This is a genomic window from Streptococcus suis, from assembly GCF_002960625.1.
GTDB classification, from domain to species: domain Bacteria; phylum Bacillota; class Bacilli; order Lactobacillales; family Streptococcaceae; genus Streptococcus; species Streptococcus suis_T.
This window is the reverse complement of record NZ_POJH01000010.1, coordinates 15,695-39,157: the sequence shown is the minus strand read 5'-3', so window position 1 is coordinate 39,157 and position 23,463 is coordinate 15,695. Positions and strand designations below refer to the sequence as shown.

Here is a 23,463-nt window from a genome sequence, read left to right as displayed (position 1 = left end):
TATGGGATTATTCGATCGATTGTTTGGACAAAAGGCTCAAGAAGAGCCTAGAGAAGAAGTTGTTGAGGAAATTGAAGTAGAACAGTTGGTTACTGGCGAGGGCGCTGAAATATCTGACACAGAACCAATTAGTCACGAACAGGACAGTCCAGCACCTACTGACTTGACGGCCGAGCAAGAAGCTCAAAAACAACGGACGCTAGACATGATGGCTCAGTATTATGCAGCCAAGGAAGCTGCTGCGGCTCGAGTGAAGGAAGCGCAGGAACAAGGCTTTGACCCTGCTATTCAAACCAAGGTCAAGGAAGAGCCTGTTGAGGAAGTTGTACAAGTAGAGCAGGAGAGCGAGCAGGATAAGTACCAGCGGACCTTGAAAAAGACGCGTACAGGCTTTGGGGCAAGGCTCAATGAATTCTTTGCCAATTTCCGTTCGGTTGATGAAGAATTTTTCGAAGAGTTGGAAGAAATGCTGATTTTGTCAGACGTAGGTGTGCAGGTTGCCTCTACGCTGACAGAGGAGCTCCGCTATGAAGCCAAGCTACAAAATGCCAAGAAGACAGATGAACTCCGTCGGGTTATCATCGAAAAATTGGTGGATATTTACGAAAAAGATGGCCATTTCAGCGAGCAAATCAATTTTCAAGAGGATTTGACCGTCATGCTCTTTGTGGGTGTCAACGGTGTTGGGAAGACGACCTCTATCGGTAAGTTGGCCTACAAGTACAAGCAGGCTGGCAAAAAGGTCATGTTGGTCGCAGCGGACACCTTCCGTGCGGGTGCGGTAGCCCAGCTGGTCGAGTGGGGTCGCCGTGTCGATGTGCCAGTAGTGACTGGTCCTGAAAAGTCAGACCCAGCCAGTGTGGTCTTTGACGGGGTCAAACGTGCCGTGGCAGAAGGCGTGGACATTCTCATGATTGACACAGCAGGTCGTTTGCAGAATAAAGATAACCTTATGGCAGAGCTGGAAAAAATTGGCCGTATCATTAAACGAACACTTCCTGATGCACCGCATGAAACCCTCTTAGCACTAGATGCCTCGACAGGACAAAACGCCCTTAGTCAAGCCAAGGAATTTGCAAAAATTACTCCATTGACAGGTCTTGTTTTGACCAAGCTAGACGGTACAGCCAAGGGTGGCGTCGTTCTTGCTATTCGTCAGGAACTAGATATTCCAGTTAAACTAATTGGTTTTGGTGAGAAAATCGATGACATCGGAGAATTCAAGTCTGAAGAGTTCATGCGTGGGCTCTTGGAAGGATTGCTATAGAAAAAAAGTCGTTAGTTCAATGAACTAGCGACTTTTTCTATCTGTATGCAGTAGTGAATAAATGGCGATGTCCACAATACCACGATTATTTCGAGCAGCTTGTCGAAGGGTACCTTCATAGGTCATGCCGACTTTTTCCATGACACGACCAGAAGGGCGATTTTCACTATCGTGGACAGCCGTAATCCGTAAACAACCAACTTCTTCCAGCAGAAAGTGAGTGACTGCTTCAAGGGCTTCGGGCATATAGTTCTGTCCCCACCATTGACTGCCCAACACCCAGCCCAATTCAGCAGCCTGTACTCGTTCATCCATATTGACGACGGAAATATCACCAATGGGTTGCTGACTTTCTTTGAGTTCAATAGCCCACCTGTATGCTTTTTCTTGTGAATAGGATTGAAGACAGAACTGGACATAGTCTGCCGTATCTTGGAGTGTCTGATGAGTTGGCCAGGTCAGATAAGTGGTGACCTTTTCATCTGAAGTCCAGTTTTGGAAAACGGACTCAACATCTGTTGCTTGAAAAGGGCGTAAAATCAGACGTTCTGTTTCTAATACCTGAGTTCCTTTATGTTGCATCTCATTTCCTCCTCAATAATGCCTCAATCCAGTCGGGAGCATAGGCAGAAGTACAGCCTTTTGGCACCTTCATATCCGCATAGACTGCCAATTCCTGACCGATTGCAAGACCTTGCTCCAGATAGTCAGGATAGGCAACGGCAATCTCCACCAAGCATTGGTTCATGGTCCATTGAACCTGTGGGTCTACGGTTTGTAAATGCAGGCGAATATGTTCTAGAGTTTCTTCAATTTCTTGATTTGAAGCCGTTTTACCCGCAAAGTATTTGGCGCGGAGGAACCAGCCAAGTCGCTGAAAAATAGCTTGGTCTTTGATGAGTAAGTATTCTTCCCAGTCTTTGCTATCCTTGCGTTTGCTGAGAATGATAGAAGCCAGCTTGTCTAAGACATTGACAGAAACCTCTTCATTGAGGCAGTTTTCTAGGTCAGCTTGGGGAAGCTGGTCTGGCTTAGTCTTAGCCAGTTGAATAGCTAGGTATTGAGCTTCTAAAATACCTGTTTGCCAGAGTGGGGCAAACAAGTCCAGTCGATTTTTATAGGCCTTGGCGATACCAGAAATTGCTCCCATTGGAACGCCGTAATAGGGCTTGGTTTCGCCAATTTTTTCATAACGCTTGAGGGTGCCAGCATGGCTGGCTGCTTCAAGTTGGGTGAGAATGGTTTTTAATTCAGTCATAAATATCTCCCAAAAAAACTGGATTGCTCCAGTTTTTCTATTTTATTTCAATAAGCCACGTTCACGGTACCAGACATCCGGAGTCCATACCCACTTACAACCGTAGCTTTCTAGCAAATCAAAGGCTGCTTGTGGTCCCATGCTTCCAGCTGGATAGGTGTGGAGTGGGACTTGGTTGCTTGCCCACAAATCAACAATGCGGTCAATCAAGCTCCAGCTTGCCTTAACTTCTTCCCAATGGCTAAAGTTGGTAGAATCACCATTTAGCACATCGAAAAATAGTTTCTCGTAGGCTTCAGGTGAATTACCAAGTGCCGTTGCATTGTGGCGGAAGTTGAGTTTGGCAGGAGTAAGAGCGAAGTGGGAACCAACTTCCTTACCATTGATAGAGAGCATAAAGCCTTCTGTTGGTTGGATGAAGATGGTCAATACGTTGGCCTCGGAAGGTTGTCCAAAAATATCTTCCGCGTGTTTGAAAGTGATGGTCACGCGCGTGCCCTTTTCTGTCAGGCGTTTACCTGTACGGAAGAAGAAAGGTACATCACGGAAACGGTCAGTATCAACGAAGAAGACACCTCCTGCAAAGGTTTCTGTCTGAGAACCTTCGGCAATATTTGGTTCATCCAAGTAGCTAACATAGTCTTTTCCGTCGATGGAACCTGCTGCATATTGACCACGGATGAAGTTGCGTTTGAGGTCCTCATCAGAAGGCTGACGAAGGTGTTGGAAGACCTTGATTTTCTCCGCACGGACATCTTCCTCTTTGAAGCTGGCTGGCTTATCCATTGCCAAGAGAGAAAGGACTTGAAGTGCATGGTTTTGAACCATATCTTTTAAAGCACCAGAGTTATCGTAGTAGCCACCACGGTCCTCAACCCCAATCGCCTCAGCGAAAGTGATTTGGACATTGTCAATGTAATCGCGGTTCCAGATATGTTCAAATATAATATTGGCAAAGCGGACAGCGAAGATGTTTTGCACCATTTCCTTACCAAGATAATGGTCGATACGGTAGATTTGGTCTTCCTCGAAGGCAGCAGCCAATTCATCATTGAGTTTGCTTGCAGTTGCAAGGCTTGTTCCAAAAGGTTTTTCGATAATCAAACGCTCAAAACCTTGTCCGTCAACGATCTTCTCAGACTTGAGGTGTTTGGCAATGGTTCCGAAGAATTCAGGTGCCATGGATAAGAAGAAGACCTTGTTGTGTTGGGTATCGTACTTTTCACACAAGTCATCTTGTAATTTTCGAAGGGCTACATAATGCTCCGTATCGTTGACATCATGGCTTTGGTAGTAGAAATGACTTGCAAATTCATGAGCCTGACGTGGTGTGTCGGGCAAATCTCCTAGTGATTCAATGACAGTTTGCTCAAAAAATTCCTTGGTCCAGGGTCTGCGAGCTGTTCCAATAACAGCAAAGTTTTCTTTGATATGTCCCGCCTTGTACAGACGGAAAAGTGATGGATATAGCTTGCGTTTGGCTAAGTCGCCACTAGCACCAAAAATGGTAAACAATACATGTGATGACATAAATTCTTTCCTATTCTATTGAGTATAAATCTCATTATAGCATAAATTGTCAGAAAATTCACTTTATGACTTCATTTTTCTAAAATACTCTATAAACGTAGGGATTTTCAGGTTGCTGGATTTCTTCTATTTGCTCCAGTTCCAGTGTCGGCAGGCTTTGTTTTAAGGAATGATGGTAAGCAATCTTAATTTTTCCACTGGCCTTGACCCAGCTGTTGTCAGGAAAAGTCTGAGAAGCTCCTGTAGAGAGTAGACCATAGACACCAGAATCGGCGATACAATGAATAATACCAAAACGGAAGAGAAATTGCTGGTCAGTCTTGTCTGGGTCATTATAAACGAAACCGACCATTTCAATTGTTTTACCGGCAAATTCATTGGGATAGTCATAGATTGCCTCCATGACCTCCATGTAATTATCACTTGTCACCTCTATTTCATCTTGAGCTAAATAGTGGTCTGCTATTGCGCGCATCTCAGATTGGTAAATTGACTTTGTAAAATAGATGGATGTATCAGGCTTGAGGTATTGGACGCTGGTCCCCTCCTGAGCCTGAGTAGCTGTGTCATTTTCAGCAGCTAGGGGGAAATGATAGCCTTTAGCCGCCACAGAAGTAGCATCTAAGCTAACTGTTGGAAAGAGCCAGGCAACTGTAAGCGGGAGGATTAGGAGAAACATACTAGCAAATTTGGCTGATTTTTTTGTCAAATGACTATGTGTTTCAATGTTTTTTACCCAGACATAGAGTTGAACTATGGCTAGGATAAAGGAAAGTATCATAGACAGATAGGCTAGATAGGTGTAGTGCAGATTGATATACTGGTCTAGTTTGCCTGATACATAGAGGTACATAGTCATTTCAAAATAAGCTGCGAGAATTAAAAATCGAATCATACAAGCCCTCCTAGAATGATGCAGTAGCCAAGGATAACCAGGAAAGTAATAGTAACGAAGCTCAGAATAAATTTACCTGTGAAGTAACGCTTCATCATGAGCAGATTTTTGACATCTACCATTGGTCCAATGACAAGGAAGGCCATGACGGGAGCTAGACCAAAGCTGGATAGAAAAGATGCACCGATAAAGGCATCTGCTTCAGAACAAAGGGAGAGCAGAAAGGCAAGTCCCATCATGAGCAAGATAGCTGATAGAGGGCTGTGAGCAATCGAAGTCAAGATAGCTGTTGGAACATAGACCTGTACTAAACTAGCAAAGAGGCAACCAAAGACCAAGTATCGACCTGTATCGAAAAATTCATCAATGGCATGAATAAAAGCTAGTCCGACTTTTTGCCAGTTGGTTTTATCTGAAAAATCATGAGTCGGTTGGCAGGTAGTCTGTTGGTTTTTAATCGGTTCTTTGTCCAAAAAGCCAAGAACCAGACCAAGGACGAGTGCGACCAAGATAGATCCTAGAACACGATAGGTGGCAAGGAGCCAAGAATTTCCAAACGCAGTATAGGTTGCAAAAAGGACAATGGGATTGATAAGGGGAGCCGTCACTAGAAATGGAATAGCAGTATAGCTAGGCACCTTTTTTTCTAAGAGCCTATTCACAATAGGGACTATCCCACATTCGCAAGAAGGAAACACAAAGCCCAGAAAGGTCCCGAAGAGGATGGCTAAAAAGGTATTCTTAGGTAGAAATCTGACCACCTTTTCAGGTGTGATAAAGACCTCAATGAAACCAGAAATAACTGCACCTATCAGAACAAAGGGCAGGGCTTCAATGATAATTGACAGGAAAATAGCCCCCGCCTGTAAAACAGAAGAGGGCAGTTGCTCAAATCCAAACATCCTTACTTATCGTCAACTTTCTGCTTATTTTTTTCAGTGTTTGTTGGGTCTGGAAACTCAACTTCTTCGAGTTTGTCAAAGGATGCAAATTCTTCCAGCATTTTTTCCAAATCGTCTTGTCGTTTATATGTAATAGCCATGAGGCACCTCCCAAAATTTTATATATCTATTATACCCTTTTTTGCTCAAATGTATCTAAAATTTCCTAACCTAATTCAAAACTAAAATCTTCAGTTGCCATCTTAAGTCGTGGTATAATTGTCTTATGGAAAAAAGAATATCAGAATTAGTAGACTTACTTAACAAATATGCCGACGAATACTATCGCACAGACAAACCAAGCGTGTCTGATGCCGAATACGACAAACTCTATCGAGAATTGGTGGAACTGGAAACAGCCCATCCAGAATTGGTTTTGCAAAATAGTCCTACCCATCGTGTGGGAGGTAAGATTTTAGACGGCTTTGAAAAATACTCCCATGTCTATCCTCTTTTTAGCTTGCAGGATGCCTTTTCACGTGAAGAATTGGATGCCTTTGACCAACGTGTTCGTAAGGAATTTCCACAGGCGACCTACATCTGCGAACTCAAGATTGACGGCCTGTCCATTTCCCTTACCTATGAAGCGGGTAACCTGGTCGTTGGAGCAACCCGTGGCGATGGCAGTGTCGGTGAGAATATCACGGAAAACCTCAAGCGTGTGGCGGATATTCCCCTGACCTTACCTCAAGCAGTTGATATTACTGTCCGTGGCGAGTGCTATATGCCCAAAGCCTCTTTTGACCGCGTCAACCAACAACGTCAGGAGGCAGGTGAGGCAGAGTTTGCCAATCCACGAAACGCAGCAGCAGGAACCCTCCGCCAGCTGGATACGGGAGTTGTGGCCCAGCGTGGTCTTGCTACCTTCCTCTACCAAGAGGCTAGTCCGTCTGAAGCGACCAGCCAGTCACAAGTACTGGAAAAGCTGGATAGTCTAGGCTTTGTGACCAACCACGGCTATCAGTTGGCCGACAGCATGGACGATGTTTGGGCTTTTATTGAAAAAATGGCAGAGCGGCGAGAAGATTTGCCCTATGAAATTGACGGTATCGTGATTAAGGTCAATGACCTAGCTATCCAAGAGGAATTAGGATTTACTGTTAAGGCCCCTCGTTGGGCAGTGGCCTACAAGTTTCCAGCTGAGGAGAAAGAAGCGCAAATCCTATCAGTTGACTGGACCGTTGGCCGAACAGGCGTTGTCACGCCGACAGCCAACCTCAGCCCTGTTCAGTTAGCTGGCACGACTGTTAGCCGTGCCACTCTGCACAATGTGGATTACATTGCAGAAAAAGACATTCGTATTGGCGATACGGTCATTGTCTACAAGGCGGGGGACATTATCCCAGCAGTTCTGAAAGTAGTGGACAAGTACCGAAAAGATCAAGAAGTCATGCCTGTTCCAAGCCAGTGTCCGTCTTGTCAGAGCGACTTGCAGCATTACGAAGATGAAGTGGCCCTTCGTTGTATCAATCCCATTTGCCCAAGCCAGTTGATGAGCAAGTTGGAGCATTTTGCTAGCCGTGATGCTATGAATATCGCAGGTCTGGGATCTTCTATTGTAGAAAAACTCTTTGGAGCCGGCTTGGTACACGATGTTGCTGATATTTATAAATTAACTGTTGATGACCTATTGACCTTGGAAGGCTTCAAAGAAAAATCAGCTGACAAGCTCTATCAAGCCATTCAAACTTCTAAGAGCAACTCAGCAGAACGGCTCTTGTTTGGATTGGGCATTCGCCATGTCGGTAGCAAGGCTAGCAAGATTTTGCTGGAAAACTTTGGCGACTTGGAAGCCCTAGCTCAAGCCAGTCAGGAGGAAATTGCTTCCCTAGAAGGATTGGGTCAGGTAATAGCCAAGTCCTTGACCAGCTTCTTTGCCAGCTCAGGTGCCCAGCAACTTTTAGCTGAACTTAAGGAAAATGCCGTAAACTTGGCTTATCTGGGACAGGTAGCGGATGAAAATGCTGCCTTGTCTGGACTTACGGTCGTATTAACTGGTAAGTTGGAACGGATGAAGCGGGGCGAGGCCAAAGCTAAGCTAGAAGCTTTGGGTGCCAACGTAGCAGGGTCCGTTTCCAAAAAGACCAATTTAGTCATCGCAGGAGCTGACGCGGGAAGCAAATTGGCCAAGGCACAAGAGTTAGGAATTGAAATAAAAGATGAGGCTTGGTTAGAAAGCCTTTAGGGAATAGGATATGGAAGAACGCAAACGAGCAAGATTGATTTACAATCCTACCTCAGGTCAGGAAATCATGAAAAAAAATGTGGCAGACGTACTTGAAATTTTAGAAGGTTTCGGTTATGAAACATCTGCTTTTCAGACAACGGCCGCAAAAGATTCTGCTAAGAATGAGGCGAAAAGAGCAGCGGAGGCGGGCTTTGACCTAGTCATCGCAGCAGGAGGAGATGGGACCATCAATGAAGTGGTCAACGGCATTGCTCCCCTTGAAAATAGACCAAAGATGGCTATTATTCCAACAGGAACGACCAATGACTATGCGCGTGCTCTCAAGGTCCCTCGTGGCAACCCGATTGAAGCAGCCAAGCTGATTGGGAAAAACCAGACGATTTTGATGGATATTGGCTTGGCAAAGAATGAAAAAAATGGACTTTATCAAGAACATTACTTCATTAACATCGCTGCCGCAGGAACTCTGACAGAATTGACCTACAGTGTGCCAAGTCAGCTCAAAACCATGTTTGGCTATTTGGCTTATGTGGTTAAGGGGGCGGAGCTTTTGCCACAAGTCCAATTTACACCTGTACGAGTGACGCACGATGGGGGAGTATTTGAAGGGTCCATTTCCATGATATTTGTCGCCTTAACTAATTCTATTGGTGGTTTTGAGCAAATTGTTCCAGATGCCAAGTTGGATGATGGGAATTTTACCCTGATAATGGTAAAAACAGGCAATCTCTTTGAAATCCTTCAGTTAATTGGTCAAGTTTTAGATGGTGGGAAGCATATCGAGAGTGATTTAATTGAGTATATCAAGACAAGGTCTTTATCTATCGAAAACCTTAGTTCCGACAGCCGCCTTCTTCTCAATCTTGATGGAGAGTTTGGTGGAGATGCGCCAGTTGAATTGTACAATCTTCAAAATCATATTGAATTTTTTGCGGATACGGATTTGGTTTCAGATGAGGCTATTACCTTGGATACGGAGCAGGTCGATCGAGAAAATATGGCCAAACGTTTCATTGAAGAAAGTAGTCATATAGATTCTGCTATATAAATAGGAAGAAAAGACAGCAGGTCTTTTCTTTTTCTATTTCAATAGCGAATTAAACGCTTTCAAAGGCGGTATTTTCTTGACAAATAGATGTTTTAGGAGTATCCTTACATGGTATTAAATTTTAAAAGGAGAATTCGTTATGAATTTAGGCGCGTTGGCTTTAGGTTTGGCCTGTCTTGGTGTAAGTATTGGTGAAGGACTGTTGGTAGCTTCTTACCTTAGTTCGACTGCACGTCAACCAGAAATGCAAAGCAAGTTAATGGCTGGTGTATTCTTGGGGGTTGCCTTTATCGAGGGAACGTTCTTCGTAACCTTGGCTATGATGTTTGTCTTGAAATAGTAGAAAATAGAGAAATAGAAAAGGGGGGAACCTCCATTGGAAGAACATTTAAGTCCAACCCTTACCCTTGGTCCCGTAACCTTTGACCTGACCATGGTATTGGTTTCTATCATAACCATTTCCGTTATTTTCTTACTTGTTTTTTGGGCTAGTCGCCGAATGGAACTGAAGCCAAAAGGAAAACAGAATGTTTTGGAGTACGTGTACGAATTGACCATCAATTTCACTAAGGGAAATCTTGGAGATGAAGATGCTAGAAGGTACGCCTTGTTCTTCTTCACAGTCTTCACCTTTCTTTTGGTAGCAAATAACTTGGGTTTGATGACCAAGTTGGAAACAGCAGAAGGTCATAATTTGTGGACATCTCCGACAGCCAACATGGCCTACGATTTTGGACTAGCAGCCATTGCAACTGTTTTTTGTCATGTCGAAGGTATGCGCCGTAGAGGGGTTAAGCAATATCTGAAAGATTTTGTGACCCCTTTGGCAATGACTCCGATGAACATTTTAGAAGAAATTACCAACCTTGCTTCACTTGCCTTGCGCTTGTACGGTAATATTTACGCAGGTGAGGTTTTGGTTTCACTTCTTTTACAGCTATCGCAACAAAGTGCAGTAGCTTATCCAGTTGCATTTGCACTAAACATTGTCTGGACAGGCTTCTCTGTCTTCATTTCATGTTTGCAAGGCTATGTATTTGTCATGCTGGTATCCATGTACTTGAACAAAAAAATCCACGGTCATGGTGAGTAAGAAAGGGAAAGAAAAATATGGCAACAATTTTAGCAATGCAATCTAGCACTGTTCTTGGAAACTTTATTCTCGTAACGGCTTCTTTTGCGATATTGATTATCCTTATTCGTGTATTCGCTTGGGACCGAATTACAGGTATTTTTGAAGAACGTGCCAATAAGATTGCCAATGATATTGATGCAGCAGAAGAAAAATTAACTGCTGCTTCAAACCTGGTTCAACAACGGGAACAGGAATTGGTTCAAGGTCGTGTTGAAGGACAAAAAATCATTCAAGACGCTATTGAGCGAGCGAAACTAGAGAAAAAACGACTTCTTGAACAGGCAGAAGTTGAAATCCAAGGCTTGAAACAAAAAGCGCAGATGGAAATCGAAGCTGAGAAGCGTGAAGCCCAAGAAAACTTGCGTGTTCAAGTCGCTGAATTAGCTGTTGATTTGGCAGGTAAAATCATTTTAGAAGACCTAGACCAGGCAGCCCACAGCAATTTGATTGATCGTTATTTGGATAAGCTGGGAGAAAAGTAGATGAACGCTAGAGAAAATGCCCTTGTGCAAAAATACGCTCTATCATTTGTTGAAAAAGTCAGTGATCATGCAGAAATTTGGGAAATGTATGACCAGCTTTCTGAATTGATTACGATTATCCATGATAGCAAGCTTAATCGTCTTTTGTTGTCTGCTACGGTATCAAGAGAGGAAAAAGCTGCATTCGTACGAACCGTTCGCCAATCAAGTTTCTGGCAAATCAATGATTTGATTGAGGATATTATTCGTGATGGGCATGCAGACTTGCTACTGGAAACACTAGAGCGTGTCCGTTTACAAATCAGTAAATTTAAAAATGAATTTGAAGCCCATGTGGTTTCCGTTTATCCCTTGACTGAGGTGCAAAAAGATCGACTACGTCAGTTAGTGGAAGAACGATTCTCCTTGCGTGTACGAACTATCATCGAAGAATTAGACCAAAGTCTACTTGGTGGTTTCATTGTGAGTGTTAACCACAAGGTCATCGATGCAAGTGTTCGGACACAATTGAAGGATGTTAGAAAAAAACTTTAGAAAATAGAAAGTGGTGTTCTTTTGATAAATGCACAAGAAATTAGCGCTTTACTAAAACAACAAATTGAAGGCTTTCAGCCTGACTTTGACTATACAGAAACTGGTGTCGTAACCTACATTGGTGACGGTATCGCCCGTGCGCAAGGTCTTGACAATGCCATGAGTGGAGAGCTTTTGGTATTTGAAAATGGCACCATTGGTATGGCCCAAAACTTAGAAACCAACGATGTTGGTATCATCATTCTTGGTGAATTTACAGATATCCGTGAGGGTTCTGTTGTTCGTCGGACTGGTAAAATCATGGAAGTGCCAGTTGGCTCAGCCTTGATTGGTCGTGTCATCAATCCACTTGGGCAACCAGTGGATGGTCTTGGTGACATTCGTACGACTAAAACCCGTCCAATCGAGTACCCAGCGCCAGGTGTTATGCAACGGAAATCAGTAAATGAGCCGCTGCAAACTGGTCTGAAGGCTATTGATGCCTTGGTTCCAATTGGTCGAGGTCAGCGTGAATTGATCATCGGTGACCGTCAGACAGGGAAGACATCTGTAGCCATTGATGCTATTCTCAACCAAAAAGGCAAGGATATGATTTGTATCTACGTTGCCATTGGTCAGAAAGAATCAACAGTTCGTACGCAGGTTGAAACCCTTCGCCAATATGGTGCCTTGGATTACACAATCGTCGTGACGGCATCTGCTTCTCAACCTTCTCCATTGCTATTCTTGGCTCCTTATGCCGGCGTTGCCATGGCAGAAGAGTTCATGTATGAAGGCAAGCACGTTTTGATTGTCTACGATGATTTGTCAAAACAGGCGGTTGCCTATCGTGAATTGTCCCTCTTGCTTCGTCGTCCTCCAGGTCGTGAAGCCTACCCAGGTGATGTATTCTACTTGCACAGCCGCTTGCTTGAGCGATCAGCCAAGGTTTCAGATGAGTTAGGTGGTGGATCGATTACAGCTCTGCCATTTATCGAAACCCAGGCAGGTGATATTTCAGCCTATATAGCGACTAACGTGATTTCAATCACGGATGGACAAATTTTCTTGAAGGACGATTTGTTCAACTCTGGTATCCGTCCAGCCATTGATGCGGGTTCTTCCGTATCTCGTGTAGGTGGTTCGGCTCAAATCAAGGCTATGAAAAAGGTTGCGGGTACCCTTCGTATCGACTTGGCATCTTATCGTGAATTGGAAGCTTTTACGCAATTTGGTTCCGATTTGGATGCGGCTACTCAGGCTAAACTCAACCGTGGTCGTCGTACTGTCGAAGTTTTGAAACAGCCCTTGCATAAGCCACTTCCAGTTGAAAAACAGGTCTTGATTTTATATGCTTTGACAAATGGCTTCTTGGATTCAGTGCCAATTGATGACATTTTGGCATTTGAAGAAGAGCTATACGCATATTTTGATTTGCACTATGATAGTCTTTTGGATGTCATTCGTACGACGAAAGACCTTCCCGATACAGATGAGTTGAATGCTGCTATTCAAGCCTTCAAAGACCAGTCTGTCTTTAAGTAAAGGAGTGAATGATGGCAGGTTCTCTCAATGAAATCAAGTCAAAAATTGCATCGACTAAGAAAACCAGTCAAATCACCGGTGCCATGCAGATGGTTTCGGCATCTAAACTAGCCAAATCAGAGCAATTAGCGCAATCCTTTCAAATCTACGCTAGCAAGGTTCGTCAGATTACAACGGACCTCTTGCGTGGAGAATTGATGGCATCAGATACGAGCAATCCAATGCTGATTCGCCGTCCAGTTCAAAAATCTGGTTATATTGTCATCACATCGGACAGTGGATTAAAAGGTTCATATAATTCCAGTATTTTGAAGGCTGTGATGGGCATGATTGAACAGGACCATGACTCAAAAGAGGAGTATGAAATTATTGCCATTGGTAGCATGGGAGCTGATTTCTTCCGTGCTCGTGGTATCAATCCTGTCTTTGAATTGCGAGGTTTAGCGGACAACCCAAGCTTTGAAGAGGTTCAAAAAATCATTTCTAAGTCTGTTGAAATGTATAAGAATGAACTCTTTGATGAGTTGTATGTTTGTTATAACCACCATGTCAATAGTTTGACCAGTCAGGTGCGTGTCCAGCAGATGCTTCCTGTTGAGGATTTGGACCATAATGAAGCAGATGGTTATACATCTACTTTTGAATTAGAGCCAAACCGTGAAGTCATTCTGGAGCAATTGTTGACCCAATATGCAGAATCCACCATTTACGGAGCGATTTTGGATGCCAAAACTGCTGAAAATGCGGCTGGTATGACGGCCATGCAGACAGCAACGGATAATGCTAAGAATGTCATTAATGATTTGACAATTCAATACAATAGGGCTCGTCAGGCAGCTATCACTCAGGAAATTACTGAGATTGTAGCTGGTGCCTCAGCCCTTGAGTAATAGAAATAGAGGAAATAGAATGAGTTCAGGCAAAATTACTCAGGTTGTCGGACCAGTTGTAGACGTTGCGTTTGCAGCAGAAGATAAACTTCCTGAGATTAACAACGCACTCGTTGTATATAAAAATGATGATTCCAAGCAAAAAGTTGTGCTTGAAGTTGCTTTGGAACTTGGTGATGGCGTTGTACGGACCATTGCCATGGAATCAACGGATGGATTGACACGTGGGATGGAAGTTCTCGATACAGGTCGTCCCATCTCTGTTCCAGTCGGTAAGGAAACCTTGGGGCGTGTCTTCAATGTCTTGGGAGATACCATTGACCTTGATGAGCCTTTCCCAGCTGATTTTGAACGTGAGCCAATCCATAAGAAAGCACCGGCTTTTGATGAACTATCTACTTCAAGCGAAATTTTGGAAACAGGTATCAAGGTAATTGACCTCTTGGCTCCTTATCTAAAAGGTGGTAAGGTTGGTCTCTTCGGTGGTGCCGGTGTTGGTAAGACCGTTCTTATCCAAGAATTGATTCATAACATTGCCCAAGAACACGGTGGTATTTCTGTATTTACCGGTGTTGGTGAGCGTACTCGTGAAGGGAACGACTTGTATTGGGAAATGAAGGAATCAGGTGTTATTGAAAAAACGGCCATGGTATTTGGTCAGATGAATGAGCCACCAGGTGCCCGTATGCGTGTTGCTCTGACTGGTTTGACCATTGCGGAATACTTCCGTGATGTGGAAGGTCAGGATGTGCTTCTTTTCATCGACAATATCTTCCGTTTCACGCAGGCTGGTTCAGAAGTATCTGCCCTCTTGGGGCGTATGCCGTCAGCCGTTGGTTACCAACCAACACTTGCGACGGAGATGGGTCAATTACAGGAGCGGATTACCTCAACCAAGAAGGGTTCGGTTACATCCATTCAGGCTATTTACGTGCCTGCGGATGACTATACTGACCCTGCCCCAGCGACAGCTTTCGCTCACTTGGATTCTACGACCAACTTGGAGCGTAAGTTGACCCAGCTTGGTATCTACCCTGCGGTGGATCCATTGGCGTCCTCATCTCGTGCCCTTTCTCCACAAATCGTTGGTGAAGAGCACTATGCAGTAGCCATGGAAGTAAAACGTGTTCTTCAACGTTACCAAGAATTGCAAGATATTATTGCCATCCTGGGTATGGATGAATTGTCTGATGAAGAGAAGACCTTGGTTGGTCGTGCCCGTCGGATCCAATTCTTCCTGTCTCAAAACTTCAACGTTGCAGAGCAATTTACAGGTATGCCAGGTTCCTATGTGCCAGTAGCTGAAACGGTAAAAGGCTTTAAGGAAATCTTGGATGGTAAACATGATCATCTGCCAGAAGATGCCTTCCGAAATGTTGGTTCGATTGAGGATGTAGTCGCAAAAGCTGCAAAAATGAGATTCTAAGAGGTGGCTTATGGAACAAATGACTGTTCAAATTGTGACACCAGATGGAATGAAATACGACCACCATGCAGCCTTTGTTTTGGTTAAGACAGTCGAAGGAGAGATGGGAATTTATCCTGGGCATGAAGAGTTGATTGCCGTTTTGGAAATCGATGAAATGAAGGTCCGTCGTGTAGATGATGAAAATCACGTGGACTGGATTGCTGTTAACGGTGGTATCATTGAAATCAATAAGAATATGATTACGGTGATTTCTGACTCGGCAGAGCGTGAACGGGATATCGATATTAGCCGTGCAGAGCGGGCTAAGTTGCGTGCGGAAAGAGAGCTTGAAGAGGCTCATAATGCCCACAATGCCGATTTGGAAAAACGTGCCACAGTTGCTCTCCAACGTGCCATTAACCGTATTCGAGTTGGTAAACATTAACACAATAAAGGAGATGGGATTGGACTTGGTTCAATCTCATTTTTTCATTTCATGGTATAATGGAAATATGATGATTTCAATCTTACAGTTTTTTAGTCACATACTGTTTATCTATCTGGCCCATCATCTATTGGTGACAACAGTTGACTGGTCACGGTGGCTAAAAGTAACAGGTGATAATCAGCGGAAAATCAACCTACTAATTTTATTTCTAGCAATAGCTCTAGGCTATCTCGTTTCCAACTTCTTTTTAGAATTATTGGTGGTCGGGCGTTCATTTGCTAATAGATAATAATAGAAAAGAGTAGTATATGGATACAATTATTGTAAAAGGTAGTAAAACTGGCTTGAAGGGTCAGGTGGAAATTGAAGGGGCTAAGAATGCTGTTCTGCCCTTGCTGGCAGCGACTGTCCTAGCAAGTCAAGGACAAACCAAATTAACTCAGGTACCAATTCTTTCTGATGTTTATACCATGAACAATGTGGTTCGTGGTTTGGGGGTTCGAGTTAAATTTGATGAAGAAACCAAGACCATTGACATTGATGCGACTGGTCGACTGGGTAACGAAACTCCATATAAATATGTTAGTCAGATGCGGGCTTCTATTGTTATTCTTGGTCCAATCTTGGCTCGGAATGGCTATGCCAAGGTTTCTATGCCAGGTGGTTGTACCATCGGTAGCCGTCCTATTGATTTGCATTTGAAAGGGCTCCAAGCCCTCGGTGCTAAGATTAAGCAACGTGCTGGCTACATTGAGGCAAGTGCTGAGAAGTTGCAGGGCGCCCATATCTATCTGGACTTCCCAAGTGTAGGGGCAACTCAAAACTTAATGATGGCTGCAACCCTTGCCCAAGGTACGACTGTTTTGGAAAATGCTGCGCGGGAACCAGAAATCGTTGACCTGGCTATTTTCCTTAACAAAATGGGGGCAAATGTCAAGGGAGCAGGAATAGAAACCATTACCATTACTGGTGTGGACCAACTATATGGAGCAGAACACCAAGTTGTCCAAGACCGCATCGAAGCAGGGACCTTTATGGTGGCTGCGGCCATGACTGGTGGTGATGTCTTAGTCAAGGATGCCGTTTGGGAACACAACCGTCCACTTATCTCTAAGATGTTGGAAATGGGAGTTGAAGTGACGGAAGAAGCTGAAGGCATCCGAGTTCGTTCGCAAGTGGACAAGCTCAAACCTGTAACAGTAAAAACCTTACCACACCCAGGCTTCCCAACGGATATGCAGGCTCAATTTACAGCCCTTATGGCAGTTGCTAAGGGGGAATCAACCATGATTGAAACAGTATTTGAAAATCGTTTCCAACATCTAGAAGAGATGCGTCGGATGGACTTGCATTCGGAAATTTTGCGTGATACAGCTATCATTACAGGTGGTCAGACCTTGCAGGGTGCCCAGGTGATGTCAACGGATTTGCGGGCAAGTGCAGCCTTGATTTTGGCTGGTTTGGTCGCTGAAGGTGAAACGATTGTTGGTAAATTGTCCCACTTGGACCGAGGTTATTATCGGTTCCATGAGAAATTGGCAGGACTTGGCGCTGACATCAGACGTGTAAGTGGAGAAAGTGAAAATGTTTAAGGAAAATCTGAACTATGTTGGAAAAAATCTGCTTCTGGTTGCTATCGTAGCACTTTTAGCCCTACTGGTTTTTGCTTTAGGACTTATGGTAGGCTATGGTGTCATTGGTGATGGGGATAATTTATTTGCAGTCCTATCCCCTGCAAAATGGCAGGATTTAATCAATAAAATTACAGGAAAGTAGGGTAACCTACTTTTTTGATGGGGGATTTTATGGCGAAGAAAAATGTAAAGAAACAGGCTATGAGCCTACTAAGTTTGTTAGCTACTATTGTTGTAGTTGGTGGTGGCTACTTTTTAAATAATACGAGCAACGACAATGCTGCAAACTATTCTTATTATGTCAATCAGTCGCAAGCAAGCGAGTTTACACCTAGCCAGGAGCTGGCTAGTTCGGTATTGACGGAGAAAGTAAGGAAACAACTTGGGAATTCCATTGAATGGAATGGAGCTGGAGCTTTTCTGATCAACGGCAATAAGACTGATTTAGATGCTTCGGTCGCTAGTGCACCTTATGGGGATAATAAGACTAAGACTGTGCAGGGAGAAACGGTTCCAACCGTAGCCAATGCCCTATTGGCTAAGTCAACACGTCAGTATAAGGATCGTGAAGCAACTGGTAATGGGCGTACATCATGGACTCCTGCTGGCTGGCACCAAATTCATGATTTGCCAGGGGAATATGATCATGCAGTTGATCGTGGACATCTGCTTGGCTATGCTTTGATTGGTGGTCTAGCTGGATTCGATGCCTCAACAAGCAATCCAAAAAACATAGCGGTTCAAACAGCCTGGTCTAATCAAGCCAATGATCCTACCTCAACAGGTCAGAATTACTTTGAAACCTTGGTCCGAAAAGCCTTGGACAAGAACAAGCGTGTCCGCTACCGAGTTACCCTAATCTATGCAGAAAACAATGACTTGATTCCAGTAGGAAGCCATCTAGAAGCCAAAGCAGCAGATGGTAGCTTAGAGTTCAATGTCTTTGTCCCAAATGTACAGAGTGGCTTGAGTATTAACTACCATAGTGGGGAGATTATGGTGAATGAATAAGAAATGGTTACTGCAATTTACAACAATCTTTGTTTTTTCATTTTTACTTACTGCCTGTATGGTTCCAGAATCTGCTCGGACGAACGAGGAACTCTATGTTAGAGAGGCATTAGAAGGACGTTTAGGAATAGAAGTTGTTAGGGTTGAAACAGCGAGTACCTACTGGTCGGAAGCTGGTCATTTTGAAACCTATGTCTATGTCACCGATGGTCGAATCTGGGATTTAGAGGATAATCAACGCAAGAGGTTGACTTATTCAAATACAGGTACGGAATCTGCGGATGAGTTAATGTGGGACTTGTTTGGATCAGAGCTAGTTAATAGCCGTTTTGAAGCAGGAGTCTATCCTGTCGATGAAATGATAGAAAATCTAGTGGCAAAGGAAAAACAAGAAGAAGCTCAGGCTACTTTAGATGACTGGTATATTTACACTATCTCAGAGTCTAATCTAGATATCACTCACCCTAAACCAAGCTTGGTGCAACGATTTTCAACATTAAAAGAATACTTACATTATCAAGACGGCACTTATTCGGTAGCATCAAAGGATAAGAAAGAAGTGCAAGAGCTATTTCGGATGTTAGTTGAAGAAGAGGGACTTTCCTTTGGAATTCAATTGGCTGTTGAAACAGTTGATGTAGATGCCACTATAGAAGACTATATTAATTTAGATTATGCAGCTACTCTTCCAAAAGGAACGCAAATTCAGGTGCAGAGGGGAACACGAATTGGTAACAAGCCAATTTTTGAGTATATAGTTGAGTAGTCTTTGGCGGTATTTAACTTGCTAAAATCTAGAAACTTTGGTAAACTAATACTAATCGAATAGAAGTCTGTGAGACTAGTACACCTATGGAAACTGTCCAGGGAGTTGAGCCGTGACTGTAAGCTCAATCAGTGAAAGTTGGTCGAATTCACTCGCGCAAAGACTTAGAACTAAGGTCTGCCTAGCAGATGAAAACGGATGGTACCGCGTGACAACGCTCCGATACGAGTGGTGTCATGCGTTTTTTTATTGGAGGAATTATGTCAAACATTGAACAACAGTTGGCTGAATTAAGCCAAACTACACTTGAAAAGTTAAAAGAAATCCAGCACCAAGGCGAAAAAGAACTACAAGACCTGCGTGTCGCAGTTTTGGGTAAAAAAGGGTCCTTGACTGACTTGTTGAAAGGCTTGAAAGACCTATCTAACGACATGAAACCAATCGTTGGTAAGCAGGTCAATGAAGTACGTGATGTGCTGACAGCTGCCTTTGAAGAAACCGCTCAGAAGGTTGCAGCCGCAAAAATTCAACAGCAACTAGCTTCAGAAACCATTGATGTGACCTTGCCAGGTCGTCAGGTCAAGGTCGGGAAACGTCATGTCTTGACCCAGACTTCTGAAGAAATCGAAGATATTTTCTTGGGCATGGGCTTCCAAATCGTTGACGGATTTGAAGTGGAAAAAGATTACTACAACTTTGAACGCATGAATTTGCCAAAAGACCACCCAGCACGTGATATGCAGGATACCTTCTATATCACAGAAGAAATCCTTATGCGGACCCATACGTCGCCTGTTCAGGCACGGACCATGGACCAGCATGATTTCTCAAAAGGTGCCTTGAAGATGATTTCGCCAGGCCGTGTTTTCCGTCGTGATACGGACGATGCGACCCACAGCCACCAGTTCCACCAGATTGAAGGCTTGGTTGTCGGTGAAAATGTATCCATGGGTGACCTCAAAGGTACGCTTGAAATGATTATCAAGAAAATGTTTGGTGAAGAGCGTCAAATTCGTCTCCGTCCGTCTTACTTCCCATTCACTGAGCCATCTGTTGAGGTGGATGTTTCCTGCTTCAAATGTGGTGGTGATGGATGTAACGTATGTAAGAAAACAGGCTGGATTGAAATCCTCGGTGCCGGCATGGTCCACCCACAAGTATTGGAAATGAGTGGGATTGATTCAACCAAGTACTCTGGCTTTGCCTTCGGTCTTGGTCAGGAACGTATTGCCATGCTCCGCTACGGTATCAACGATATTCGCGGATTCTATCAAGGCGATGTACGATTCTCGGAGCAGTTTTAATCCGATACTCATAAATGGTGCTGAAGCACCTATTTATGAGACGACAGTCGCTATGGCGAACTGTCTAATCGTCTCACTAGTTCTAAGGTTGAAAAAATGTCGTTTTCAACCTTAGAACGTCGTAATCTCGCACTATTTAAGGTGTGGGAATCGCTATTCGCGACTTTCCTAGCTCAGTTAGAATGAGAGGCAATGAAATGCAGATTGATCCCATACGTTTGGAAGAGGTTTCCGTTTTGCAGGAGTTGGCCAAGCAGACTTTTGCAGAGACCTTCGCTCACGATAATGACCCGAAGGAACTGGAGGCATTCTTTGAGGAGTCTTATTCCTTGGAGGTCTTGACTAGTGAGTTGTCGGACTCCAATTGCCAGCATTATTTTCTAAGGGTTGATGAACAGGTGGCTGGTTATCTTAAGCTCAACCAAGGTTCTGCCCAGACGGAGCAGGAGTTGGACAATGCCTTTGAAATTCAGCGTATCTATCTCTTGCAGGCTTTTCAAGGTCGCGGTCTTGGGAAGGTCTTGTTTGAGTTTGCTTTGGAAAAAGCGGAGCAGTCAAGCTGTGATTGGGTCTGGCTGGGAGTTTGGGAACATAATTACAAGGCTCAGAAATTCTATTCCAAATACGGATTTGAAAAATTTGGCCAGCATGAATTTGCGGTCGGTGATAAGATAGATGTGGATTGGCTACTAAAACGGCCTTTGCACCAGAAAGGATAATATGTTAGTAAGTTATAAATGGTTAAAAGAACTGGTTGACTTTGAAGCGACAAGTCATGACTTGTCTGAAAAAATGTCAACAACAGGAATTGAAGTAGAAGGGGTTGAGCAAAAGAGTGCTGGCCTTTCTAAGTTGGTTGTCGGTCAGGTTGTGTCTGCTGAGCCAATTCCAGATACCCACCTCAATATTTGTCAGGTCAATGTGGGTGAGGAAGTCACGCAAATCGTTTGCGGTGCTCCGAATGTCAAGCCTGGCATCAAGGTGATCGTCGCTCTGCCAGGAGCTCGTATCGCTGGAAACTACAAGATTAAGAAAGGCAAAATCCGCGGCGTTGAGTCTTTGGGTATGCTCTGCTCATTGAGCGAAATCGGTGTGTCCGACTCTGTGGTGCCAAAGGTCTATGCGGACGGTATCTACCACCTGCCAGAAGATGCAGTCGTGGGTGAGCCAGTCTTTGCATACCTTGACCTCGACGACGAGATTATCGAGCTGTCCATCACACCAAACCGTGCCGACGCTCTCTCTATGCGTGGCGTGGCTCACGAAGTGGCAGCTATCTATGACAGCAAGGTCAACTTCAAGCCTGTTGTCTTGGAAGAAAGCGACAAGAAGGCCAGCGATGTGATTGAAGTGGCTATTGAGTCAGACAAGGTGACTGCCTACACGGCCCGTGTCATTGAAAATGTGACTATCGCACCAAGCCCACAGTGGTTGCAAAATCTGCTCATGAACGCAGGTATTCGCTCGCTTAACAACGTGGTGGATATCACCAACTACATCTTGCTCTACTTCGGTCAGCCAATGCACGCCTTTGACTTTGACAAGTTTGACGGCAAGAAAATTGTGGCTCGTCAGGCAAAAGAGGGTGAGAGCCTAGTGACCCTTGACGGTGAAGAGCGTGACTTGATTACCGATGACATCGTCATTTCCGTTGGGGACAAGGCAGTTGCCCTCGGTGGTGTCATGGGTGGTGCCAATACAGAAATCAACAACAGCTCTAAGACCGTCGTGCTGGAAGCGGCCCTCTTTGACGGCAAGTCTATCCGCAAGACATCAGGTCGCCTCAATCTTCGCTCCGAGTCCTCTTCTCGCTTTGAAAAAGGCATCAACGTGGCAACTTTGACGGAGGCTATGGACACAGCCGCTGCTATGATTGCAGAGCTGGCTGGCGGTCAGGTCTTGTCTGGTATCGTTTCTGCGGGCAGCGTGGACACTTCGGACGTCCCAGTCACAGCAACCATTGATTACGTTAACCGCTCGCTCGGGACCAACCTCGACTATGCTCAAATCGCAGATATTTTCCGTCGTTTAGGTATGGAAACAACTGGCGATGCAAGTCAGTTCACAGTAGCAGTACCGCGTCGCCGTTGGGACATTCGTATTCCAGCAGACTTGGTAGAGGAAATCGCTCGTATCTATGGCTATAATAATCTGCCGACCACTCTTCCGAAAGAGGACGGAACAGCAGGTGAGTTAACCCTGACTCAGAATATCCGTCGCCAAGTTCGTAGCCTGGCAGAAGGTGCAGGTCTGACAGAAATCATTTCCTATGCTTTGACAACGCCTGAAAAGGCTGTGGAGTTTGCGGCTCGTCCAACCACAGTCACCGAACTCATGTGGCCGATGACCGTTGACCGTTCTGCCCTCCGTCAGAACATGGTGTCGGGTATGTTGGAAACAGTGGCCTACAACGTAGCTCGTAAGAACAAGAACTTGGCTCTTTACGAAATCGGTAAAATCTTTGAACAGTCTGGCAATCCAAAAGAGGACCTGCCACAAGAAATCAACAAGTTTGCCCTTGTCTTGACTGGTTTGGTAGCTGAAAAGGACTTCCAGACACCAGCTGTACCAGTTGATTTCTTCCATGCCAAAGGCATCTTGGAAGCTATCTTTGGTCATTACAAGTTGGCAGTTGACTTTGTGGCGACTAGTGAGATTGCTGCCTTGCACCCAGGTCGGACAGCTGAAATCCATTTGAATGGGGCGGTTATCGGCTTTGTCGGTCAGGTACACCCTCAAACGGCTAAGGACTACGGCATTCCTGAAACCTATGTGGCTGAAATCAATCTGGATGCGATTGAGGAAGCTCTCCAGCCTGCTCAGCCTTTTACCGAAATTTCTAAATTCCCAGCGGTTAGCCGTGATATTGCCTTGCTCTTGAGCAGTGATGTCAAACATCAGGATGTCCTGGATGCCATTGCGGCTGCTGGCGTGAAACGCTTGACCAAGGTGACGCTCTTTGATGTCTATGCGGGCAGCAATATTGAGGCTGGTAAGAAGTCTATGGCTTACAACCTGACCTTCCAGAATCCTGCGGACAGCCTGACGGATGAGGAAGTGGCTAAGTACATGGAGAAAATCAGTAAGTCGCTCGAAGCGCTTGGTGCTGAAATTCGTTAAACTTTAGTCTTTCATTTTATCTTTTATTACTTCGACGTATGAGGAAACTCCGTTTCCTTATCTCCAACTTCAAATAATTT

25 protein-coding genes are annotated in these 23,463 nt (G+C 44.4%); 19 read left to right on the top strand and 6 right to left on the bottom strand.

Annotation, left to right across the window (positions count from 1 at the left end):
• Position 1: 1 nt before the first annotated feature.
• The gene (gene ftsY / locus C1G49_RS00485; protein WP_105124200.1) at positions 2-1,267 is read left to right on the top strand and encodes a signal recognition particle-docking protein FtsY; all 1,266 of its coding nucleotides are present in this window, start codon (positions 2-4) and stop codon (positions 1,265-1,267) included.
• Between the two features lie 24 nt (positions 1,268-1,291).
• On the opposite strand, the gene C1G49_RS00480 is transcribed toward ftsY, so the two are convergent.
• From C1G49_RS00480 to C1G49_RS11130, 6 genes are all read right to left on the bottom strand, one after another.
• A complete protein-coding gene (locus C1G49_RS00480) occupies positions 1,292-1,849 on the bottom strand; it encodes a GNAT family N-acetyltransferase (RefSeq protein ID WP_105124199.1) in 558 nt (185 codons plus the stop codon).
• A gap of 1 nt (position 1,850) precedes the next feature.
• Positions 1,851-2,525, bottom strand: a complete 675-nt coding sequence (locus tag C1G49_RS00475; protein WP_105124198.1) for a DNA alkylation repair protein — start codon at positions 2,523-2,525, stop codon at positions 1,851-1,853.
• A 42-nt stretch (positions 2,526-2,567) separates the two neighbouring features.
• Positions 2,568-4,055, bottom strand: a complete 1,488-nt coding sequence (gene zwf / locus C1G49_RS00470; RefSeq protein ID WP_105124197.1) for a glucose-6-phosphate dehydrogenase — start codon at positions 4,053-4,055, stop codon at positions 2,568-2,570.
• 79 nt (positions 4,056-4,134) lie between these two features.
• Positions 4,135-4,950 (bottom strand): TIGR03943 family putative permease subunit, encoded by an 816-nt coding sequence (locus C1G49_RS00465; RefSeq protein WP_105124196.1) that lies wholly within the window; start codon positions 4,948-4,950, stop codon positions 4,135-4,137.
• Positions 4,947-5,852: a permease gene (locus tag C1G49_RS00460; protein ID WP_105124195.1), complete on the bottom strand. Its 906-nt coding sequence runs from the start codon at positions 5,850-5,852 to the stop codon at positions 4,947-4,949. The genes C1G49_RS00465 and C1G49_RS00460 overlap by 4 nt, the downstream gene beginning before the upstream one ends.
• Before the next feature lie 2 nt (positions 5,853-5,854).
• Positions 5,855-5,992: an SPJ_0845 family protein gene (locus C1G49_RS11130; protein ID WP_193433988.1), complete on the bottom strand. Its 138-nt coding sequence runs from the start codon at positions 5,990-5,992 to the stop codon at positions 5,855-5,857.
• Between the two features lie 125 nt (positions 5,993-6,117).
• On the opposite strand from C1G49_RS11130, the gene ligA reads away from it, so the two are divergent.
• The 18 genes from ligA (at position 6,118) to pheT (ending at position 23,383) form a co-directional block, all read left to right on the top strand.
• Positions 6,118-8,076 (top strand): NAD-dependent DNA ligase LigA, encoded by a 1,959-nt coding sequence (gene ligA / locus C1G49_RS00455; RefSeq protein ID WP_105124194.1) that lies wholly within the window; start codon positions 6,118-6,120, stop codon positions 8,074-8,076.
• A 10-nt stretch (positions 8,077-8,086) separates the two neighbouring features.
• Positions 8,087-9,127, top strand: coding sequence for a diacylglycerol kinase family lipid kinase (locus C1G49_RS00450; RefSeq protein WP_105124193.1), 1,041 nt, complete (start codon positions 8,087-8,089; stop codon positions 9,125-9,127).
• A 139-nt stretch (positions 9,128-9,266) separates the two neighbouring features.
• Positions 9,267-9,467, top strand: a complete 201-nt coding sequence (locus tag C1G49_RS00445; protein ID WP_105109681.1) for a F0F1 ATP synthase subunit C — start codon at positions 9,267-9,269, stop codon at positions 9,465-9,467.
• Positions 9,468-9,503: 36 nt separating this feature from the next.
• On the top strand, positions 9,504-10,220 hold the full coding sequence (gene atpB, locus C1G49_RS00440) for a F0F1 ATP synthase subunit A (protein WP_105124192.1): 717 nt from the start codon (positions 9,504-9,506) through the stop codon (positions 10,218-10,220).
• Between the two features lie 17 nt (positions 10,221-10,237).
• Complete coding sequence (gene atpF / locus C1G49_RS00435; RefSeq protein ID WP_105124191.1) at positions 10,238-10,744, top strand: F0F1 ATP synthase subunit B; 507 nt, start codon at positions 10,238-10,240, stop codon at positions 10,742-10,744.
• Positions 10,745-11,278: a F0F1 ATP synthase subunit delta gene (locus tag C1G49_RS00430; RefSeq protein ID WP_105113939.1), complete on the top strand. Its 534-nt coding sequence runs from the start codon at positions 10,745-10,747 to the stop codon at positions 11,276-11,278.
• 3 nt (positions 11,279-11,281) lie between these two features.
• The gene (atpA, locus tag C1G49_RS00425; RefSeq protein WP_161942060.1) at positions 11,282-12,802 is read left to right on the top strand and encodes a F0F1 ATP synthase subunit alpha; all 1,521 of its coding nucleotides are present in this window, start codon (positions 11,282-11,284) and stop codon (positions 12,800-12,802) included.
• Positions 12,803-12,813: 11 nt separating this feature from the next.
• On the top strand, positions 12,814-13,692 hold the full coding sequence (locus C1G49_RS00420; protein WP_105124189.1) for a F0F1 ATP synthase subunit gamma: 879 nt from the start codon (positions 12,814-12,816) through the stop codon (positions 13,690-13,692).
• A 19-nt stretch (positions 13,693-13,711) separates the two neighbouring features.
• Complete coding sequence (gene atpD / locus C1G49_RS00415) at positions 13,712-15,118, top strand: F0F1 ATP synthase subunit beta (protein WP_105124188.1); 1,407 nt, start codon at positions 13,712-13,714, stop codon at positions 15,116-15,118.
• Positions 15,119-15,128: 10 nt separating this feature from the next.
• A complete protein-coding gene (locus C1G49_RS00410; RefSeq protein ID WP_105106449.1) occupies positions 15,129-15,545 on the top strand; it encodes a F0F1 ATP synthase subunit epsilon in 417 nt (138 codons plus the stop codon).
• A 70-nt stretch (positions 15,546-15,615) separates the two neighbouring features.
• Positions 15,616-15,837, top strand: a complete 222-nt coding sequence (locus C1G49_RS00405; RefSeq protein ID WP_419579744.1) for a DUF1146 family protein — start codon at positions 15,616-15,618, stop codon at positions 15,835-15,837.
• 19 nt (positions 15,838-15,856) lie between these two features.
• Entirely contained in the window at positions 15,857-17,140 is a 1,284-nt protein-coding gene (murA, locus tag C1G49_RS00400) for a UDP-N-acetylglucosamine 1-carboxyvinyltransferase (protein ID WP_105124187.1), read from the top strand.
• Positions 17,133-17,324, top strand: coding sequence for a DNA-directed RNA polymerase subunit beta (locus tag C1G49_RS00395; RefSeq protein ID WP_105124186.1), 192 nt, complete (start codon positions 17,133-17,135; stop codon positions 17,322-17,324). The genes murA and C1G49_RS00395 overlap by 8 nt, the downstream gene beginning before the upstream one ends.
• Before the next feature lie 29 nt (positions 17,325-17,353).
• Complete coding sequence (locus tag C1G49_RS00390) at positions 17,354-18,193, top strand: DNA/RNA non-specific endonuclease (RefSeq protein ID WP_105124242.1); 840 nt, start codon at positions 17,354-17,356, stop codon at positions 18,191-18,193.
• Entirely contained in the window at positions 18,186-18,959 is a 774-nt protein-coding gene (locus C1G49_RS00385; protein ID WP_105124185.1) for a hypothetical protein, read from the top strand. Before C1G49_RS00390 ends, C1G49_RS00385 begins: the two co-directional genes overlap by 8 nt.
• A 260-nt stretch (positions 18,960-19,219) precedes the next feature.
• The gene (pheS, locus tag C1G49_RS00380; protein ID WP_002939760.1) at positions 19,220-20,263 is read left to right on the top strand and encodes a phenylalanine--tRNA ligase subunit alpha; all 1,044 of its coding nucleotides are present in this window, start codon (positions 19,220-19,222) and stop codon (positions 20,261-20,263) included.
• 197 nt (positions 20,264-20,460) lie between these two features.
• Positions 20,461-20,982 (top strand): GNAT family N-acetyltransferase, encoded by a 522-nt coding sequence (locus C1G49_RS00375; RefSeq protein WP_105124184.1) that lies wholly within the window; start codon positions 20,461-20,463, stop codon positions 20,980-20,982.
• Between the two features lies 1 nt (position 20,983).
• Positions 20,984-23,383 carry a phenylalanine--tRNA ligase subunit beta gene (gene pheT, locus C1G49_RS00370; protein WP_105124183.1) on the top strand — a complete coding sequence of 800 codons (2,400 nt, stop codon included), beginning with the start codon at positions 20,984-20,986 and terminating at the stop codon, positions 23,381-23,383.
• Positions 23,384-23,463 lie beyond the last annotated feature (80 nt).

Excerpts from the sequence above, each read along its gene's own strand:
- zwf (WP_105124197.1), bottom strand. The coding sequence starts at position 4,055 with ATGTCATCACATGTATTGTTTACCATTTTTGGTGCTAGTGGCGACTTA.
- C1G49_RS00405 (WP_419579744.1), top strand. The coding sequence starts at position 15,616 with ATGATTTCAATCTTACAGTTTTTTAGTCACATACTGTTTATCTATCTG.
- C1G49_RS00445 (WP_105109681.1), top strand. The coding sequence starts at position 9,267 with ATGAATTTAGGCGCGTTGGCTTTAGGTTTGGCCTGTCTTGGTGTAAGT.
- pheS (WP_002939760.1), top strand. The coding sequence starts at position 19,220 with ATGTCAAACATTGAACAACAGTTGGCTGAATTAAGCCAAACTACACTT.
- murA (WP_105124187.1), top strand. The coding sequence starts at position 15,857 with ATGGATACAATTATTGTAAAAGGTAGTAAAACTGGCTTGAAGGGTCAG.
- C1G49_RS00475 (WP_105124198.1), bottom strand. The coding sequence starts at position 2,525 with ATGACTGAATTAAAAACCATTCTCACCCAACTTGAAGCAGCCAGCCAT.
- atpF (WP_105124191.1), top strand. The coding sequence starts at position 10,238 with ATGGCAACAATTTTAGCAATGCAATCTAGCACTGTTCTTGGAAACTTT.
- ligA (WP_105124194.1), top strand. The coding sequence starts at position 6,118 with ATGGAAAAAAGAATATCAGAATTAGTAGACTTACTTAACAAATATGCC.
- C1G49_RS00480 (WP_105124199.1), bottom strand. The coding sequence starts at position 1,849 with ATGCAACATAAAGGAACTCAGGTATTAGAAACAGAACGTCTGATTTTA.
- C1G49_RS00385 (WP_105124185.1), top strand. The coding sequence starts at position 18,186 with ATGAATAAGAAATGGTTACTGCAATTTACAACAATCTTTGTTTTTTCA.
- ftsY (WP_105124200.1), top strand. The coding sequence starts at position 2 with ATGGGATTATTCGATCGATTGTTTGGACAAAAGGCTCAAGAAGAGCCT.
- pheT (WP_105124183.1), top strand. The coding sequence starts at position 20,984 with ATGTTAGTAAGTTATAAATGGTTAAAAGAACTGGTTGACTTTGAAGCG.
- C1G49_RS11130 (WP_193433988.1), bottom strand. The coding sequence starts at position 5,992 with ATGGCTATTACATATAAACGACAAGACGATTTGGAAAAAATGCTGGAA.
- C1G49_RS00390 (WP_105124242.1), top strand. The coding sequence starts at position 17,354 with ATGGCGAAGAAAAATGTAAAGAAACAGGCTATGAGCCTACTAAGTTTG.
- atpD (WP_105124188.1), top strand. The coding sequence starts at position 13,712 with ATGAGTTCAGGCAAAATTACTCAGGTTGTCGGACCAGTTGTAGACGTT.
- C1G49_RS00430 (WP_105113939.1), top strand. The coding sequence starts at position 10,745 with ATGAACGCTAGAGAAAATGCCCTTGTGCAAAAATACGCTCTATCATTT.
- C1G49_RS00450 (WP_105124193.1), top strand. The coding sequence starts at position 8,087 with ATGGAAGAACGCAAACGAGCAAGATTGATTTACAATCCTACCTCAGGT.
- C1G49_RS00460 (WP_105124195.1), bottom strand. The coding sequence starts at position 5,852 with ATGTTTGGATTTGAGCAACTGCCCTCTTCTGTTTTACAGGCGGGGGCT.
- C1G49_RS00395 (WP_105124186.1), top strand. The coding sequence starts at position 17,133 with ATGTTTAAGGAAAATCTGAACTATGTTGGAAAAAATCTGCTTCTGGTT.
- C1G49_RS00420 (WP_105124189.1), top strand. The coding sequence starts at position 12,814 with ATGGCAGGTTCTCTCAATGAAATCAAGTCAAAAATTGCATCGACTAAG.
- C1G49_RS00465 (WP_105124196.1), bottom strand. The coding sequence starts at position 4,950 with ATGATTCGATTTTTAATTCTCGCAGCTTATTTTGAAATGACTATGTAC.
- C1G49_RS00375 (WP_105124184.1), top strand. The coding sequence starts at position 20,461 with ATGCAGATTGATCCCATACGTTTGGAAGAGGTTTCCGTTTTGCAGGAG.
- C1G49_RS00410 (WP_105106449.1), top strand. The coding sequence starts at position 15,129 with ATGGAACAAATGACTGTTCAAATTGTGACACCAGATGGAATGAAATAC.